The sequence below is a fragment of the Vibrio sp. 1CM24A genome, assembly GCF_023161725.1.
In the GTDB taxonomy this organism is placed as follows: Bacteria; Pseudomonadota; Gammaproteobacteria; order Enterobacterales; family Vibrionaceae; genus Vibrio; species Vibrio coralliirubri.
On record NZ_JALNTS010000006.1, the window covers coordinates 214,260 to 228,861 of the forward strand.

The 14,602-nt window shown below is 44.4% G+C and carries 11 protein-coding genes; 7 read left to right on the forward strand and 4 right to left on the reverse strand.

From position 1 onward, the window contains the following. The first annotated feature begins 145 nt into the window (after nt 1–145). A complete protein-coding gene (locus tag MSG38_RS14865; protein WP_248402096.1) occupies nt 146–1,789 on the forward strand; it encodes a methyl-accepting chemotaxis protein in 1,644 nt (547 codons plus the stop codon). Between the two features lie 107 nt (nt 1,790–1,896). On the opposite strand, the gene MSG38_RS14870 is transcribed toward MSG38_RS14865, so the two are convergent. Next, the gene (locus MSG38_RS14870; protein ID WP_248402201.1) at nt 1,897–2,784 is read right to left on the reverse strand and encodes a lipase secretion chaperone; all 888 of its coding nucleotides are present in this window, start codon (nt 2,782–2,784) and stop codon (nt 1,897–1,899) included. 38 nt (nt 2,785–2,822) lie between these two features. Beyond that, entirely contained in the window at nt 2,823–3,764 is a 942-nt protein-coding gene (locus tag MSG38_RS14875; RefSeq protein ID WP_050632816.1) for a triacylglycerol lipase, read from the reverse strand. A 496-nt stretch (nt 3,765–4,260) separates the two neighbouring features. On the opposite strand from MSG38_RS14875, the gene MSG38_RS14880 reads away from it, so the two are divergent. Further along, nucleotides 4,261–5,508 carry an SGNH/GDSL hydrolase family protein gene (locus MSG38_RS14880; RefSeq protein ID WP_248402202.1) on the forward strand — a complete coding sequence of 416 codons (1,248 nt, stop codon included), beginning with the start codon at nt 4,261–4,263 and terminating at the stop codon, nt 5,506–5,508. Between the two features lie 131 nt (nt 5,509–5,639). Here the strand turns inward: MSG38_RS14880 and MSG38_RS14885 are convergent, their stop codons facing one another. Beyond that, nucleotides 5,640–6,971 (reverse strand): DEAD/DEAH box helicase, encoded by a 1,332-nt coding sequence (locus tag MSG38_RS14885; RefSeq protein WP_048609810.1) that lies wholly within the window; start codon nt 6,969–6,971, stop codon nt 5,640–5,642. Between the two features lie 361 nt (nt 6,972–7,332). On the opposite strand from MSG38_RS14885, the gene MSG38_RS14890 reads away from it, so the two are divergent. Continuing rightward, nucleotides 7,333–7,599 (forward strand): Lpp/OprI family alanine-zipper lipoprotein, encoded by a 267-nt coding sequence (locus MSG38_RS14890; protein WP_017061882.1) that lies wholly within the window; start codon nt 7,333–7,335, stop codon nt 7,597–7,599. Nucleotides 7,600–7,776: 177 nt separating this feature from the next. Here MSG38_RS14890 and MSG38_RS14895 read toward each other — a convergent pair whose 3' ends face one another. After that, nucleotides 7,777–8,751, reverse strand: coding sequence for a L,D-transpeptidase family protein (locus tag MSG38_RS14895; RefSeq protein WP_248402097.1), 975 nt, complete (start codon nt 8,749–8,751; stop codon nt 7,777–7,779). Nucleotides 8,752–9,097: 346 nt separating this feature from the next. On the opposite strand from MSG38_RS14895, the gene deoD reads away from it, so the two are divergent. From deoD to MSG38_RS14915, 4 genes are all read left to right on the forward strand, one after another. Next, a complete protein-coding gene (gene deoD / locus MSG38_RS14900; RefSeq protein WP_017061880.1) occupies nt 9,098–9,808 on the forward strand; it encodes a purine-nucleoside phosphorylase in 711 nt (236 codons plus the stop codon). An 82-nt stretch (nt 9,809–9,890) separates the two neighbouring features. Further along, on the forward strand, nt 9,891–11,360 hold the full coding sequence (locus MSG38_RS14905) for a lactate dehydrogenase (protein WP_048610586.1): 1,470 nt from the start codon (nt 9,891–9,893) through the stop codon (nt 11,358–11,360). Nucleotides 11,361–11,546: 186 nt separating this feature from the next. Further along, the gene (locus MSG38_RS14910) at nt 11,547–13,016 is read left to right on the forward strand and encodes a hypothetical protein (RefSeq protein ID WP_017061878.1); all 1,470 of its coding nucleotides are present in this window, start codon (nt 11,547–11,549) and stop codon (nt 13,014–13,016) included. Continuing rightward, complete coding sequence (locus MSG38_RS14915) at nt 13,016–14,596, forward strand: GGDEF domain-containing protein (protein ID WP_048609814.1); 1,581 nt, start codon at nt 13,016–13,018, stop codon at nt 14,594–14,596. Before MSG38_RS14910 ends, MSG38_RS14915 begins: the two co-directional genes overlap by 1 nt. Nucleotides 14,597–14,602 lie beyond the last annotated feature (6 nt).

Genomic DNA, 14,602 nt, shown 5'->3' on the forward strand with positions numbered 1-14,602 from the left:
AAATATTCAAAATTTATCAAATATCTATCTCATATATCAAAATCGAATTCATTACTGATTGAATTGTCAGTCTCATTAGTTAGAATCGCCAACTAATTCTAATAATAATTCTCATCTATTTATTTTATTCAAAGAAGGACATTACATGCGCCAACTTCTCAGTGGCTTATCAATCAAAATACAAATTCTTATACCCGTACTATTTTCCGTCGTTTTACTTTTAGGCGGTGTCATTATCGGTAGTGAAAAGCTAGAAAGTGCATTCAAAGATGTATCAGTAGCGACCGACCAATTAATCTTACATAAAGAAGAACTCAGCGAAATCGTCGACAACAGCTATGGCATGCGCATCAAAGCGATTTACAGTCTATTCAATGCTGATGACGTAAAAACACTGGTTGAAACACTAAACCAAAAGCGCGACCAAAATACTCGCCTACTGAATTCATTAGACACAGTGCCAGGCATGCAAGATGAAGTGGCCGCGATGAACAAAGCGATGAATCACTATGTCGACTTTTCTCGAACGACAATGCTTCCTCTATTAAGATCGAAGCACGGCGATGCATCACTCACTTCAGATTTTGAAAACCGCTACCAGATTGCAATCGACCAATACCGTCACGCGGGTAATGAAATGGTGCAAGCGATCAACACTCTGTCTAAGAAGCTGAACTTGCTTGCCACTCAAGAGGTCGACATCAACGGCCAGCAACACGCTAGCACGCTGACTACTGCGACCATTGCACTGTTGGTGATCCTGTCTGTAGCTCTAATTATCAGTTGGACGCTGGCTGGCATCATTGTTAAGCCGATCAGCAACATTCAAGAAACCATGCGAGAAGTAGCAAAAGGTAATTTGTTAGTTAAAGCAGAAGAATATGGCGACAACGAAATCTCACGCCTTGCGCAAGACGTAAACCAGTCTGTTGAGCAGCTGCGTGACACGGTAAGCTCGCTGTCTCGAATCAGTATCGAAGTGGCTTCTGCGTCGACAGAGCTAGCAGCGGTAATGACCCAATCAAGCGTTAACTCAGACCAAGAGAAACAAGAAGTGGAACAAGTCGCTTCTGCTGTGAACCAACTTGAAAGTACTGCAGCACACGTTAACGAGAACGCAGTACAAGCCGATTCAGCGTCTAAACAAGCTGACGAAATGGCGACACACAGCATGAGCTTGTTTAATGAAAGCAACAAAGCTAACGAACAGATGGCGATTCAGCTAAGCGAAGCTGCAAATGTTGTGGGTACGCTAAAAGAGCACTCTGAACAGATTGGTAAAGTGATTGAGGTGATTCAAAGTATCTCTGAACAAACTAACCTGCTTGCGCTTAACGCAGCGATCGAAGCCGCTCGTGCAGGCGAAAGCGGTCGTGGTTTCGCAGTGGTTGCTGATGAAGTTCGAATGCTAGCGGCACGCACACAAGATTCAACCAAAGAGATCCAAACCATCATAGAAGGTTTGCAGGTTCAATCCGGTAACGCGAATGAAAGCATGAGCAGCTCATTATCTATGCTGGAACACAACCAAACTCTTGCAGGTGAAGTAAGCGCCGCGCTTTCAGGCATTGCTAACTCGGTAACGGACATGACAGAGATTAACACTCAGGTTGCCTCTGCCGCTGAAGAGCAAAGCCAAGTAACCTCAGACATCAACCGTAATATCTCAAATATCTACAGCCTGGTAAGCCAAAACGTTACCGGCATTACTCAAGCCGCTGCAGCAAGCCACGAGCTATCTAACCTAGCAGAACAACAGAAGCAGCAGTTGGATTACTTTAAGGTATAGGGTTTAAGGTACGAGGTTCAAGGCAACAGATTCAAGCTGTATGTGCTTTAGAGCTCACCGATAAACAAAAAAACCAGCCATCATGGCTGGTTTTTCGCTTTTAGACACTACTGACCAGATTCAGTCGCTCGAATTCTTTCAATCGCTTTTACCCTTCTCAGTTGTTCTGGTAGGAAATGCTCTGTCCGAAGTTGCGCAATTGTCTCTTGTTGTTCGGTTTCTGATAAGGCTGAGTCGTTCAAAACATCATTCCGTTCTGCGAAGTAGACCTCTAACGAGCCTTCAAAGGCCGCTCTTTGTTTATCAAGTGCTTCAAGTCTTTGGGTTGCTTCTTCACCAACAAGTTCGCTTCTCTTTAAGTATTTACCCTGTTCATCGAGACCTTCAGAGCTAGAGAGCTGTTGGAGTAACACCTGATTCTGGTGACTCGACTGAACATAATCAGGTTGCTCAGATAAATAGGATTCAAGTCTTTGTTGGTATTCTTCATCCTCTAATCCCTCCTGTTTCAGAAGTAACTTTTCTAAGGCGATTTCTCTCATTCTGTTGTCATGCGTAAACAGAATACTTATCTCGCTCTCACTGAAAAACTGAGCTTGAAGGTTAATGAGCGCTTGATTGAGTGTGCGTAGGTCATCAGCGGAAATGGATGTGGTATCGAATTGTACGTCCAACGATGTCAGTGCCGACTTATACTCTAGATATTTGGCAAACAGTGCTTCATCGACCACCGCTGTGGATGATTGCTCGTGGTGTTTTGCCACATTGCCTCGAATATCTTCAAGGGTTAATTCTGTATTACCCGATACGAAGTATTCCATCATGTCTTTGGCTGATGCGTTATCGATGTCGGTATCTTTCTGAGAGGTGATTTTCAATGAGGAGACGCGTTGTTCGTCGTCAGTATGTGTACCTTGATTATTTAGATATAAAAAGACCGCCGCTGTGCTCATCAGGGCTATCGTGGTTATCGACAAAATGGCGGTCTTTTTCATCATACTTTCCTTGTTTTCTTATTAAACGGCTTTGCAGACTACAAGCCAGCCAACTTCAATCGATTGGCATGCTGACGATATAGCGTTACAGGATCGGTCTCAAACAAGTGGTGAATTCCCAATAACCCATTGATCTCATCTAGGTGGTTCATTTTGTAATCGTCACCAATCACTTTGCCCAAATGGGCGCTGCATGCTCCTACTAACCCGTCATTGGGTTCATTGAAAGCTAAGCCTAGGATTGTCATCGCTCCATCGGTAGGATCAAGAAGGTTGGTAAAAGTGGAAGACCCTGTCCATGAATAGTAATAAACGCCGTTACTTGCTTGCCACTCACCATCGCCACACTCAGACGTCGGAACGCCCTCAGGGTAAAACTGGTTGAATGCTAGCGAGCCTTCTGTGGTCAATGCTTCAAGAGAAGCGAGGCCGTCTTGGTCGAGATCCGTTCCACCAGATAAAAGGTTAATCAGTGTCGTTAATCCACCTGCTAATTTAACCGCGATACCTTCTGTGACAGAGCCTTCAGATACGTTCCCTCTAACGAGATCAGCAACCTTAGAGCCTTTATGCACACCGCCAATACTGGTCACTGAAGCCACAAGATCCGGTCGAACTGACGCAACATAACGAGCCGTTGGCCCACCATGGCTGTGACCAACCAGATTCACCTTACTTGCTCCTGTTGCAGCTAACAGCGTTTCAACTTGGCTGAGTAACTGTTCACCACGGACCTCAGAACTATTGGTTGCAGAGACCTGAGCGACGTATACGCTCGCGCCATCTTTGGTTAGGGATTCAGGTACGCCATAGAAATAGTCGACGCCCGCTAATGTATCGAAACCAAACAGACCATGTACCAACATAATGGGGTATTTCGTTTCAGTGTATCCGCTGGCTTCTAATGCTGATGCGCTCGTTCCGGCATATACGCCAAAACTGGATAGGCAGGCTATCGTCCAAATTAATATCTTTTTCAATGCTCTTTCCTTAAACAGATTAGACCTCTGATGAGTAAAAGAACCGTAGATGATGATTTTATAAAACAGAAAGTAACGATTTGATATTTGTGATGGCGAACTTGAATTAAACAGGTGCGATGAACATCAGACGACCAGAATCGTGATAAAAACTAAAACCATAAGTAATTGATTAAATTAACATTTAGTTAATCTTAATGAGATTGCTCATTCAATATCCCGACTCAAATATCAATTCCAAATTCTCAATAAACCAAAATTTTTCGACAAATAACCGTTTGGAAACAGGTATTTTTCAACCATAAACTCGTTGAAAACTTGATACTTATGCCATTAACGACACACCACAAACCTGAATGTATTGACGTTAATTATTGATTTTAGATATAGGTCGTACCAGTTATTTACTTATCCAGTTATCAGCAAGAAACAAGCAACAAGCAACAAGCAACAACGTTTTTGTTTGGCTCATCTAAATATAAAAGAGAATACAGTGATGAAAAATACGGCTTTAATACTCACGTTAGCCCTGCCTTTTGGCGCTTATGCCGCTGAAGACTCAATACCAACTCCTGAATCCATAACATCCGCACAAGTACTCAGTACACAAGGCTCAGAGACCTATTCGTACGTTCGATGTTGGTATCGAACCGATGCCTCTCATGACTCTCCGGCCACCGACTGGAAGTGGGCAAAGAAAGAGAATGGTGAATACTACACGATCAACGGATATTGGTGGTCTTCTGTTTCTTTCAAAAACATGTTCTACAGTGATGCGCCTCAATCTGAAATCAAACAGCGTTGCGAACAAACGCTCGACATCCAACATGACGCCGCTGACATCACCTACTTTGCCGCAGATAATCGCTTCTCTTACAATCACTCCATCTGGACCAACGACAACGCTTTTCAAGCCAATAGCATCAACCGTATTGTCACCTTTGGCGATAGCCTGTCCGACACTGGTAATCTTTTTAATGGCTCTCAATGGGTTTTCCCCAACGCAGATTCTTGGTTTTTAGGGCACTTTTCGAATGGTTTAGTCTGGACGGAGTATTTAGCAAAAGCGAAAGATGTCCCTCTGTATAACTGGGCTGTGGGTGGCGCCGCAGGTACCAACCAATACGTGGCATTGACTGGTGTTTATGATCAAGTAACCTCTTATCTGACCTACATGAAAGTCGCCAAAAACTATCGCCCGGAAAACTCACTGTTTACTTTAGAGTTTGGTCTCAATGACTTCATGAACTACAACCGAGAAGTCGCCGATGTAAAAGCTGATTTCAGTAGCGCGCTGATCCGCTTAACGGAATCTGGTGCGAACAATATCTTGCTGTTCACCTTACCCGATGCGACCAAAGCCCCTCAATTCAAATACTCTACCGAACAAGAGATCATAAAAGTTCGTGGCAAGATCTTAGAATTTAACCAGTTCATCAAAGCTCAAGCCGAGTATTACCAAGATATGGGGAAAAATGTGGTGTTGTTCGATGCGAGTGCGTTGTTCGCCAGCATTACCGATAACCCCGAACAGCACGGCTTTCGAAACTCGAGTGATGCTTGTCTTAATCTCAATAGAAGCTCAGCGGCCGACTACCTGAAAAGCCACAGCTTAACCAATGATTGTGCGACCTATGGTTCAGACAGTTATGTCTTTTGGGGCGTGACCCACCCAACCACCGCCACGCATAAATACATTGCCGACCATATCCTAGCTTTTTCTTTCTCGACTTTTGATTTCTAAAGCCGCCAAGTTGAACTGTAACTTGAGGTAGCACCTCTTAGGCACAAAAGTCAGATACAAAAAAACCGCCCTTCATAGGCGGTTTTCATTTATGTCAGTTTTACAAACAAACACTTTTAACTGGCTGGTGATTACTCGTCGTCAGTTTTTGGCGCAACTTTCTTCTTAGGGATAAACACGGTATCACCCACTGCCACATTCTGGTGGAAGCTCTTATCACGCTTAACTGGTTTCTTCGGCGTTTTCTTCGCTTGAGTGTTGGTTTTCTTCTTCGCAGGACCGCCTTTAGCAAACGCAGGTTTACGAGGTTTAATACCTTTGAACTTACCTTTTAGGCCTTCAAGCACAGAGAAAGTAAGATCTTGTTGAAGGTAAAGCTCAACACGCTTGAAGCTGTCCCAGTCTTTTGGACCAACCAAAGAGATTGCATCGCCTTTGTTACCAGCACGCCCAGTACGACCAACACGGTGAACGTACTCTTCGGTGTGCTTCGGCATATCAAAGTTGATTACGTGGCTTACGTTTGGAATATCGATACCACGAGAAGCAACATCGGTTGTTACCAAAATCTTGTAAACCGCACGCTCAAACTGACTCATGATCGCATTACGCTGCGTTTGGTTTAAGTTACCGCTCAGTGCAACGGCTTTAAGCTTCTTCTCATTCAGCTTATCCGTTAGGCGATCAGTATCAGCACGAGTTGCTGTGAAGATCATAACCTGACGGTATTCAGCTTCTTCCAGTACACGGTCTAAAATCGCTTCTTTGTGATCTAGGTGATCACATAGGTAGAATTTCTGAGTGATATCAAGGTGCTGCTCGTTAGAAACACCCACCGAGATACGCTTAGGTGCGTCTAGCATTTCATTGGCAATACCGTTCACTTCAGCGTGGTCTAGCGTTGCAGAGAACATTAGCGTCTGACGACGACGGTGCTTAGCCGCGTTTGCAATACGACGCAGTTCTGGAGCAAAACCAAGATCAAGCATACGGTCTGCTTCATCAAGGATTAGCGTTTCAACACCATCAAGGAACAATGAGCGGTGCTCTAGGTGGTCAGCAAGACGACCTGGCGTCGCTACGATAAAGCGAGGGTACTTACGCAGTGCTTTAACTTGATCGTTAAAGTTCTCACCACCTAAGATAAGCGCCGCTTCATAAGACAGACCACCAAGCATGCTACGCAATTCGCCGTAAACTTGCTTCGCTAGCTCACGAGTAGGAGCCAAAATTACACCACGAGGATCTTTAGCAGAAAACGCTTTTGTTTTTAATGCTTTATGTATCATTGGCAACACAAACGCCAATGTTTTTCCTGATCCCGTTTTTGATGAAGCCAATAGATCCTTACCAGCAATAGCAACAGGGATCGCTTTTGATTGGATCTCTGTCGCCTTCTTGAAGTCGTAATGTTTTAAGTTCTTCAGTAAGCGGTTATCTAAGCCTAAATCTTTAAAGTGCAAAGGACTCTCCAGTCATGATGGTATTGAATAAAATTAATTTAACGTGACATGATACCGCGAAAGTACTTTATAAGGATAGAGATCACAGTAAATTTATCCCTTTATCTATCTTTAGCTAGAACATTGTATGCATTGCTAGCAAAGGGGTGGCCCTCCAAAAACACCTTCAAGTCGTCTCTAAATCCTTCATCTCATAAGTGAGACAGAACGTGATGCTTAGCTAATTACCTCAAAAATTTAGCAATTTCTTTAGTTATTGTTTTTGCAGTTAAAAAATTAGTCGCTACAATCATTAATGAAGCGACTATATGATAAAGAATGTATAGCGCATCTTTTGATGATAAATAAGCAAGGAGTTCTTATGAATAAGACGTTAATCGCAGCTGCAGCATCAGTTTTCATTCTAGCCGGTTGTTCTTCAGAGCCAGAAGAAGCTGCAGTGTCAGAAATGGATCAACTAACTAACCAAGTGGCTCAACTTACAAGCGAAGTTGAAGCACTTAAGAGTGACAAAGCAGCCGCAGAAATGAAGGCTCAAGAAGCAGAAGCAGCCGCTATGGCAGCGAAAGAAGAAGCGGATCGTGCTAACGAACGCATCGATAACATCGCTGAGTCTTACACTAAGTAGTTTGAGATCTAATCGCGATTAAGCTGTAAATTAAATAAGTCGCAAAAAGCAGTATATAGACAGCACCACTTCTTATCGGATGTGGTGCTTTTTTTTGGGCGATACTAATTCGAGTAGAAGGTACTAATGCGAGTAGACAAGATAAAACCGCTCCCTATTACAGAAGAGGCCATCGAATTAAAACTCAATCACAGGTGGTGCTATTTCTACAGGCACGCCGTTTTGAGCAAAGATAACCGCTTTCGCCTTTGAATTTGGCAGTTCTGCGTCTTCAAGCCACCATTTTAGTTCCACAGGGATCTGTAATGATTTCTTTGAGCCGTCACTTCGAGTTAATGGTTCGTGCGCTTCAACAAACACACTTCTATCTGGTTCTAATGACACCTTAATCGGCTCATTGATAATAGTGACCTGTTCACCACGGTTCACTTGCTCAAACAGCCACTCAATGTCTTTAGGTTCCATTCGGATACAACCAGAGCTAACTCGTAAACCTATTCCGAAGTCCTTGTTAGTACCATGGATCAAATAGTCGCCAGCGCCATAAGCAAGCCTCAGAGCGTACTCGCCCAATGGGTTTTCTGGCCCAGCAGGAACCACTCTCGGTAACTCAATGCCCTTTTCAAGATACTCTTTGCGGATTGAATTTGGTGGTGTCCATGTTGGATTCGGTCTTTTTTGGCTTATCTTGGTGATCATCTCGGGAGTATCGCGCCCAACTCGACCGATGCCGACAGGGAAAACATGCACCTGATTGTTCTCGGGCTCAAAGTAATACAACCTTAACTCAGCAAGATTGATGACGATCCCCTTTCTTGGGGTGTCAGGCAAAATCAAGCGGCTTGGAATGCTTAACACATAGCCTTCCGCGGGAAGAAAAGGATCCACCCCTTTGTTAGCTGCCATTAAAGAGAGAAAACCAATATCGTATTGCTTGGCAATGATGGCCAAGGTTTCGCCCGCCGCCACTTCATGCTGCTGGATTCTGCCCACAATGCGGCTTTCTGTCGGTGGCAATTCAAAGGTTGCAGCAGACACCCACGATGAAGCTATCCCGCTGGCAAGCAAAGTGGTTCTTACAACAAGCGACGCCGCTCTGTGAAGTCGTGTTTTCATTGACGGCAAAGGCGTCGGTTTAACGCAATACGACATACAAATCCTTGGTTTGTCTTTTATCAAAGTTTAGATTATCTCTGATCAAACGTCTCTACAACGTATTGTTGTCTCGAAACTGATAGGCAACAAGTTTATGTGTAGGCCTTTTCCTCTCATTCGCTTGCAATTTACCCATACAAAATCGATTGCCTTTACGCTTTCAACATATTTGGTTATCAATATTAATAAAACTATAATGGCAGACCTGTTTTGTGACTAAAGTCTCATGGAGCCACGTTCTAACTCGCTAATATTGCCTCAACAAAACGAATTCAATTCAACAGAATCGGTAATTGATTAAATCCTGTTCCTATAATTACCGTTTAAACTTTGGAGAACGACCATGGCTACACCTCATATTAATGCTCAAGCTGGTGATTTCGCAGAAACAGTACTTATGCCGGGCGACCCGCTTCGCGCAAAATACATTGCAGAAACATTCCTTGATGACGTGAAGCAAGTTTGTGACGTTCGCAACATGTTTGGCTACACAGGCACTTACAAGGGTAAGAAAGTTTCTGTAATGGGCCACGGTATGGGTATCCCATCATGTTGCATCTACGTACACGAGCTAATCGCTGAGTTCGGCGTGAAAAACGTAATTCGCGTAGGTAGCTGTGGCGCAGTACGTGACGACGTTAAACTAATGGACGTTGTTATCGGTATGGGTGCATCTACTGACTCAAAAGTAAACCGTATTCGTTTCAACAACCACGACTTCGCTGCTATCGCTGATTTCGGTCTTCTAGAAGAAGCAGTAAACCAAGCTCGTGCACAAGAAGTTCCAGTTAAAGTTGGTAACGTATTCTCTGCAGACCTTTTCTACACTCCAGAAGCTGACCTTTTCGAAAAAATGGAAAAGCTAGGCATCCTAGGTGTTGATATGGAAGCGGCTGGTATCTACGGCGTTGCTGCAGACCTTGGTGCTAAAGCACTAACTATCCTAACAGTATCTGACCACATCATCCGTGGTGAAAAACTAAGTTCTGAAGAGCGTCAAAAATCTTTCAACGACATGATGAAAGTTGCTCTAGAGACAGCAATCAACATCTAACGATTTGATAAAAGATACATTGAAAAGCGTTACCCCGCAGCCAGGCTCGCTTGGCTGCTCAAATAATCCCGAGGGGGAGATCGTGTCTAACGACAAGCTGCCAAAAGATGCGGATGGTTTGCAACTCAACTTTTGTAAAACATTGGCGTGTGACAACTTTGGCTTGAGCGATGCAAAACGGTATGTTTTGCAACACGCGAACCCTAAGCGTCCAGCGATGGTTTGTCGTGAATGTGGAGCTTTCCCCCCCTTACTTAACAATCGTGAAGTGTTAAGCGAACTTCATCGCCTAAGACAACTTCACAGCGATGGGCTTCCTGCTTGTCGTAATGATGACTGCGATAATTTCGGCTTATCGGTTCATACCCACAAACATCTTTATCATGCCTTCGGCTACAGTGGCGACAGGCAGCGTTATAGATGCAAAGACTGCCAATCAACCTTCGTTGATAAATGGTCTGGATCCAATAAAAAACTCCAATTTCAAGAGAACCTCATGGGCTTACTGTTCATGGGCTATTCCGTACGTGAAATCTGCCGAAAATTAGAGATCAACCCAAAGACTTTCTATGATCATGTTGACCATATCGCGAGCCGTTGTCGTCGTAAATTAGCGATGATCGATGCACGATGGGTTAACCATGCAAAAGATTACGAGTTCGCATCTCACTACCAGCGTCTGCAACCACAAAGTAACAACGGTGTGGTATGGATAGCAACGGGCGAGGCGCATTCTGGCTATATCCTTTGCCAACACGTTAACTACTCTCAAAATGAAGAACCATCAGGGAACGTCGACCACAACCCTTATGATGATGTGGCACGCTTTGTATCCAAGGAGCACTCTTCAGAAGCAAATCTCGAACTGCCTCAGCCCTCAGACAAACTAAAAGAGCGCATTGAACAGCAATACCAAGTGATTCTTGCGAGAGGTAACGTTGAGGACCCTATGGGTAACCTCACCACATTTAGCTACCCTTCAAAGGGTGCACTCATTCGACCGCCTTATACCTCTTATGCTCACTTCTTACATGTGTTGGATATGTGTAACGAAGACAAGCATGTCGCCATCTATATGCCACAAGATCCATTACTAAGATCTGCCGCTTTAAGCGTATGTTTGCCGCGCATTCAGAGTCAAAATATTGACCTTATGTATGTCGAAGAAGATTCTGGCTGGCAAGACGATCAAAGTTTTGAAAAGATCGACATCGTTCACATGAGTTGGTGGCGAGATCGTTGGGCTATTGCGAATCAGGGTGATAACCAGAAAGGTATCTGCTACCTAACCGGTAACAATCCAGAACCAAAACAGTGGTTTAACACGGCCTCAATTCAACAAACTAAGTTCTATCAACAGCGCTTTCAGCTGTTATTTGATAGCTTTATTAATGAGCCCAGACGTAAGCTTCGTCCTGGGGGCATTCTTCCATTGCTCGACATATTTAGAGCTTGGCACAATCTGTGCTACCAAGATAAGCAAGGGCTCACGGCAGCACAACGCTTAGGCGTAGCGGAGCTGCCATTAACTCTAAAGCAACTACTTTCATAGCAACAAAGCCTCTAGGTAATTATTCGGGAACTCATTGATTTTAAAGCGACAATATGAGGTAACACCCATAATTAGAAAAGATCGATGTTCCTTTGACGCTCTACGAAAGATAATTGGTGCTTATCTCAAATTACACTCTTATAATGATTGTGTTATCAATATGTTCGATAATCATGGATGTAAGTCTTGGACAAAAATCAGTACCTTCTTGAAACAGAATTAGAAAAACTTAAAACTCGTGTCGACTCTGAGCCATCGGTGATCCTAGAGATTGCCCAGCAGTGCCTAGTCCGATCAGAGCAAGTTCTGTTTGAAGAGGGTGCCATCCAGTCATTAATGTTAATGGCAAGATGTAGCTGGAACCTGATGGATTACCAAAAAGGTTTAAAATACATCAAGGAAGCCTACAAGCGCCAAAGCCGATTAGATACCGACCTTTTTCTCCCTGAAATCCTCCATTTACACGCGCTCCAGTTCTGGGGACAAGCCAAGTATTACTCTGCCCAACAGTTCTGGATCAATGCCTTAGAGCAGTCCGCATTGGTTGACGAAGTCGAAATTCAAATTGAATGTCTCATTGGCCTTGGCAATATTTGGCGAATGACCCACGAATATAAACTTGCACGTTCAACCCACCAGCTTGCCGTTAAAGTGGCTAACAACAGCCGCATTGGTTGGTTAGAGGGCAAAGCCAGAATACTGCTCGCTTGGGATTACTACCTGCTCAACAACTATGTTGAAATGCTGTCGGTATTAGACGGTGCAGAAGAAGCATTAAAAGACCACAAAGATAACACTTGGCATGCTGAGGTGTGGGACTTCCGAGGCCTTGCCCTACTTGGTCTTGAACGCTTAGATGACGCAGAGCGCGCCACGGCCAAAGCGCACAATCTGGCCGTTGAACACAATCTAGTTTGGATGAAGGCACACTCATACATCAGCCGAGCTAGATTGGAGCTCCTGAGAAAAAGGCCAGAACAAGCGGCGGAATTACTCAGGCTCGCAGAACAGTCTGCAAACGAGTTCGATAATGGCGAGTTGCTGAGCCAAATCTGTTACCAACAATCCTTGGTGGCGGAAGAAAACCAAGACTTCCAAGCCGCACTCGTCGCATTTAAAAAGTACCGTCAATATTCTATCGGCATGCTCAAAGAGCAAACGACCCGCGTTGGGTTAGATAAAGCGCGAAGTTCAAAACGCCAGCTAGAGCAGAGAGCGCGAAAACTGATTAACCGCATTCGTGGTCAGCACGAGTACGATCCTGAAAAGCACCTCTCTTATGTCGTCTCTGAAACCTTTTGGTGGGAAAAGTTGGTGTTGTTCAAGACAGAGCTTAAACGTTCAAACCACAGCATCATTATGTTCCATCATGTCGATACTGATTACTTAGATGTCTGTACCGAGATTGCTCATGCTTTATGTAACCAGAATGACTTCATCGCAAGGCTAAGTTCTGAACGTGTGGCTCTTATGCTTTCCGAGAAGGGCGAAGCCGCAGAGCAAACCTTCCAAACTCTCAGCACCATGCTCGATATCTATCCATGGCATAGAAAAGGATTAAAAGGCTCGAAACCAACCGTCAGCCTCAATGATATTTTGACGTTCCCGTTCACGCTTGAACAACTCGAAGAAGACGATGCTGAGGTAATAGAATAATGGAAACTCTATTAAGCAAGATCACAGACGCCGGTTTAGACCCTTCATCAGTATCAGGTGAAGAAGCGATCATCTTCTGGAACCACATTCGTCAGCACGTTTCGACAACGCAAACAGAGCAAGCACACTGCTATATCATTAGCTCTGAATACCGAGCCGAGTTACAACAAAATCAAACCAGTATCGAAGAGTTGAGACGAGCACTCGATCTGCTCCACCTTCCTGCCGATATCGAAGACATTCTGACAGTCAAAACCAGCCTAAGTGACCGCTTAGTTGAAATTGGTGATTACACGTCAGCACTCAATGAATTCGTCAGTTCATCGACAATCGCGGTTGAACACGGTCATATCGATGAGTATGTATTAGCTATTTTAGGCATGGGCAACCTGTGTGATTCCTATGGCGATCACAACAGAGCCCTTCGCTACTATCAAAAAATCAGCAGCATAGACCACGCGATAAGCAGTCGCTCACTTCGCCTCAAATTCAAGCTGCATATGGTAGCAAGCCTACTTCTACTCAATCGCATTACAGCGGCTAGCGATTTACTGAATGAGTGCGAAGAATTAAGTATTTTGGTGAGTGACAAGTTGCTCACAGCTCAAATATTGCTTTACCAAGCGAAGGTGCTGCGCGCTAAGAAAAAATACCATGAAGCGCTACGCTGCCTGTCTAAGGTTCAATACCCAGCCAACAGCACTCAAGCAAGCTGGCTTGCGACCATGACTCGTCTAGAGCTAGCACATTGCCTAAGCGCAACCGGCAAGCAAGACTACGCGAGCATGATTTTGTCGAGCACAGACAAACGCGTGAAAGCCTACTCGTCGCCAGTACTTGCAAAACGATTCTACGATTCGCTAAGTGATGTGTGTATGAATCAAGGGCGTTTTCAAGAAGCGCTAAGCTATGAGAAAAAAGGCTACCGAATTGAAACCGATCTGATGAAGCAGATCCCGATCAGTGAACTCGGTGCAAGCCAGCTACGCCGCCTGTCCCGTTTTGAGTTACAACTCAAACTCATTCTCTCTGAACAAGAGAACAAAGAGCTCAAAGAGACAACTGAACAACACAAGAATGCGGTGGCTCAGCTCCAACAAGACGTATTCACCGATCCGTTGACAGGGTTACACAACCGTCGCTGGTTAGATGTGAAACTGAAAGATATGCTGCTGCACGATACCTCTTTCGCACTGATGGTTATCGATATTGACCACTTCAAGTCTATCAATGATGAACTGAGTCACTTAGTGGGTGATAAAGCGATCGTTAGTGTGTCTCAAGAGCTGCGTTCATACTTTAAGTTTAGAGGCGCGTCGTGTGTCAGGTTTGGCGGAGAAGAGTTCCTCGTCATTCTAGAGAACACTGATCTTCCTAAAGCAGAAATGCACTCTGAAAATTATCGAGAGCGCATTTTCCAATTTGGATGGCATGAAATACTTGGGGAGCGCGGTTTGACCGTGAGTATCGGTATCACTTTGCATCGTGACGGAGAGAATACTCAACGTACCTTCTACCGTGCCGATAAAGCGCTATACCGAGCTAAAGCCAACGGCCGTAATCAAGTGTGTACAGAGTAATGGCAT

What these genes read in the sequence shown, in the direction of transcription:
- MSG38_RS14895 (WP_248402097.1), bottom strand. Translation starts at nt 8,751, where the DNA reads ATGTCGTATTGCGTTAAACCGACGCCTTTGCCGTCAATGAAAACACGA.
- deoD (WP_017061880.1), top strand. Translation starts at nt 9,098, where the DNA reads ATGGCTACACCTCATATTAATGCTCAAGCTGGTGATTTCGCAGAAACA.
- MSG38_RS14870 (WP_248402201.1), bottom strand. Translation starts at nt 2,784, where the DNA reads ATGAAAAAGACCGCCATTTTGTCGATAACCACGATAGCCCTGATGAGC.
- MSG38_RS14890 (WP_017061882.1), top strand. Translation starts at nt 7,333, where the DNA reads ATGAATAAGACGTTAATCGCAGCTGCAGCATCAGTTTTCATTCTAGCC.
- MSG38_RS14865 (WP_248402096.1), top strand. Translation starts at nt 146, where the DNA reads ATGCGCCAACTTCTCAGTGGCTTATCAATCAAAATACAAATTCTTATA.
- MSG38_RS14880 (WP_248402202.1), top strand. Translation starts at nt 4,261, where the DNA reads ATGAAAAATACGGCTTTAATACTCACGTTAGCCCTGCCTTTTGGCGCT.
- MSG38_RS14915 (WP_048609814.1), top strand. Translation starts at nt 13,016, where the DNA reads ATGGAAACTCTATTAAGCAAGATCACAGACGCCGGTTTAGACCCTTCA.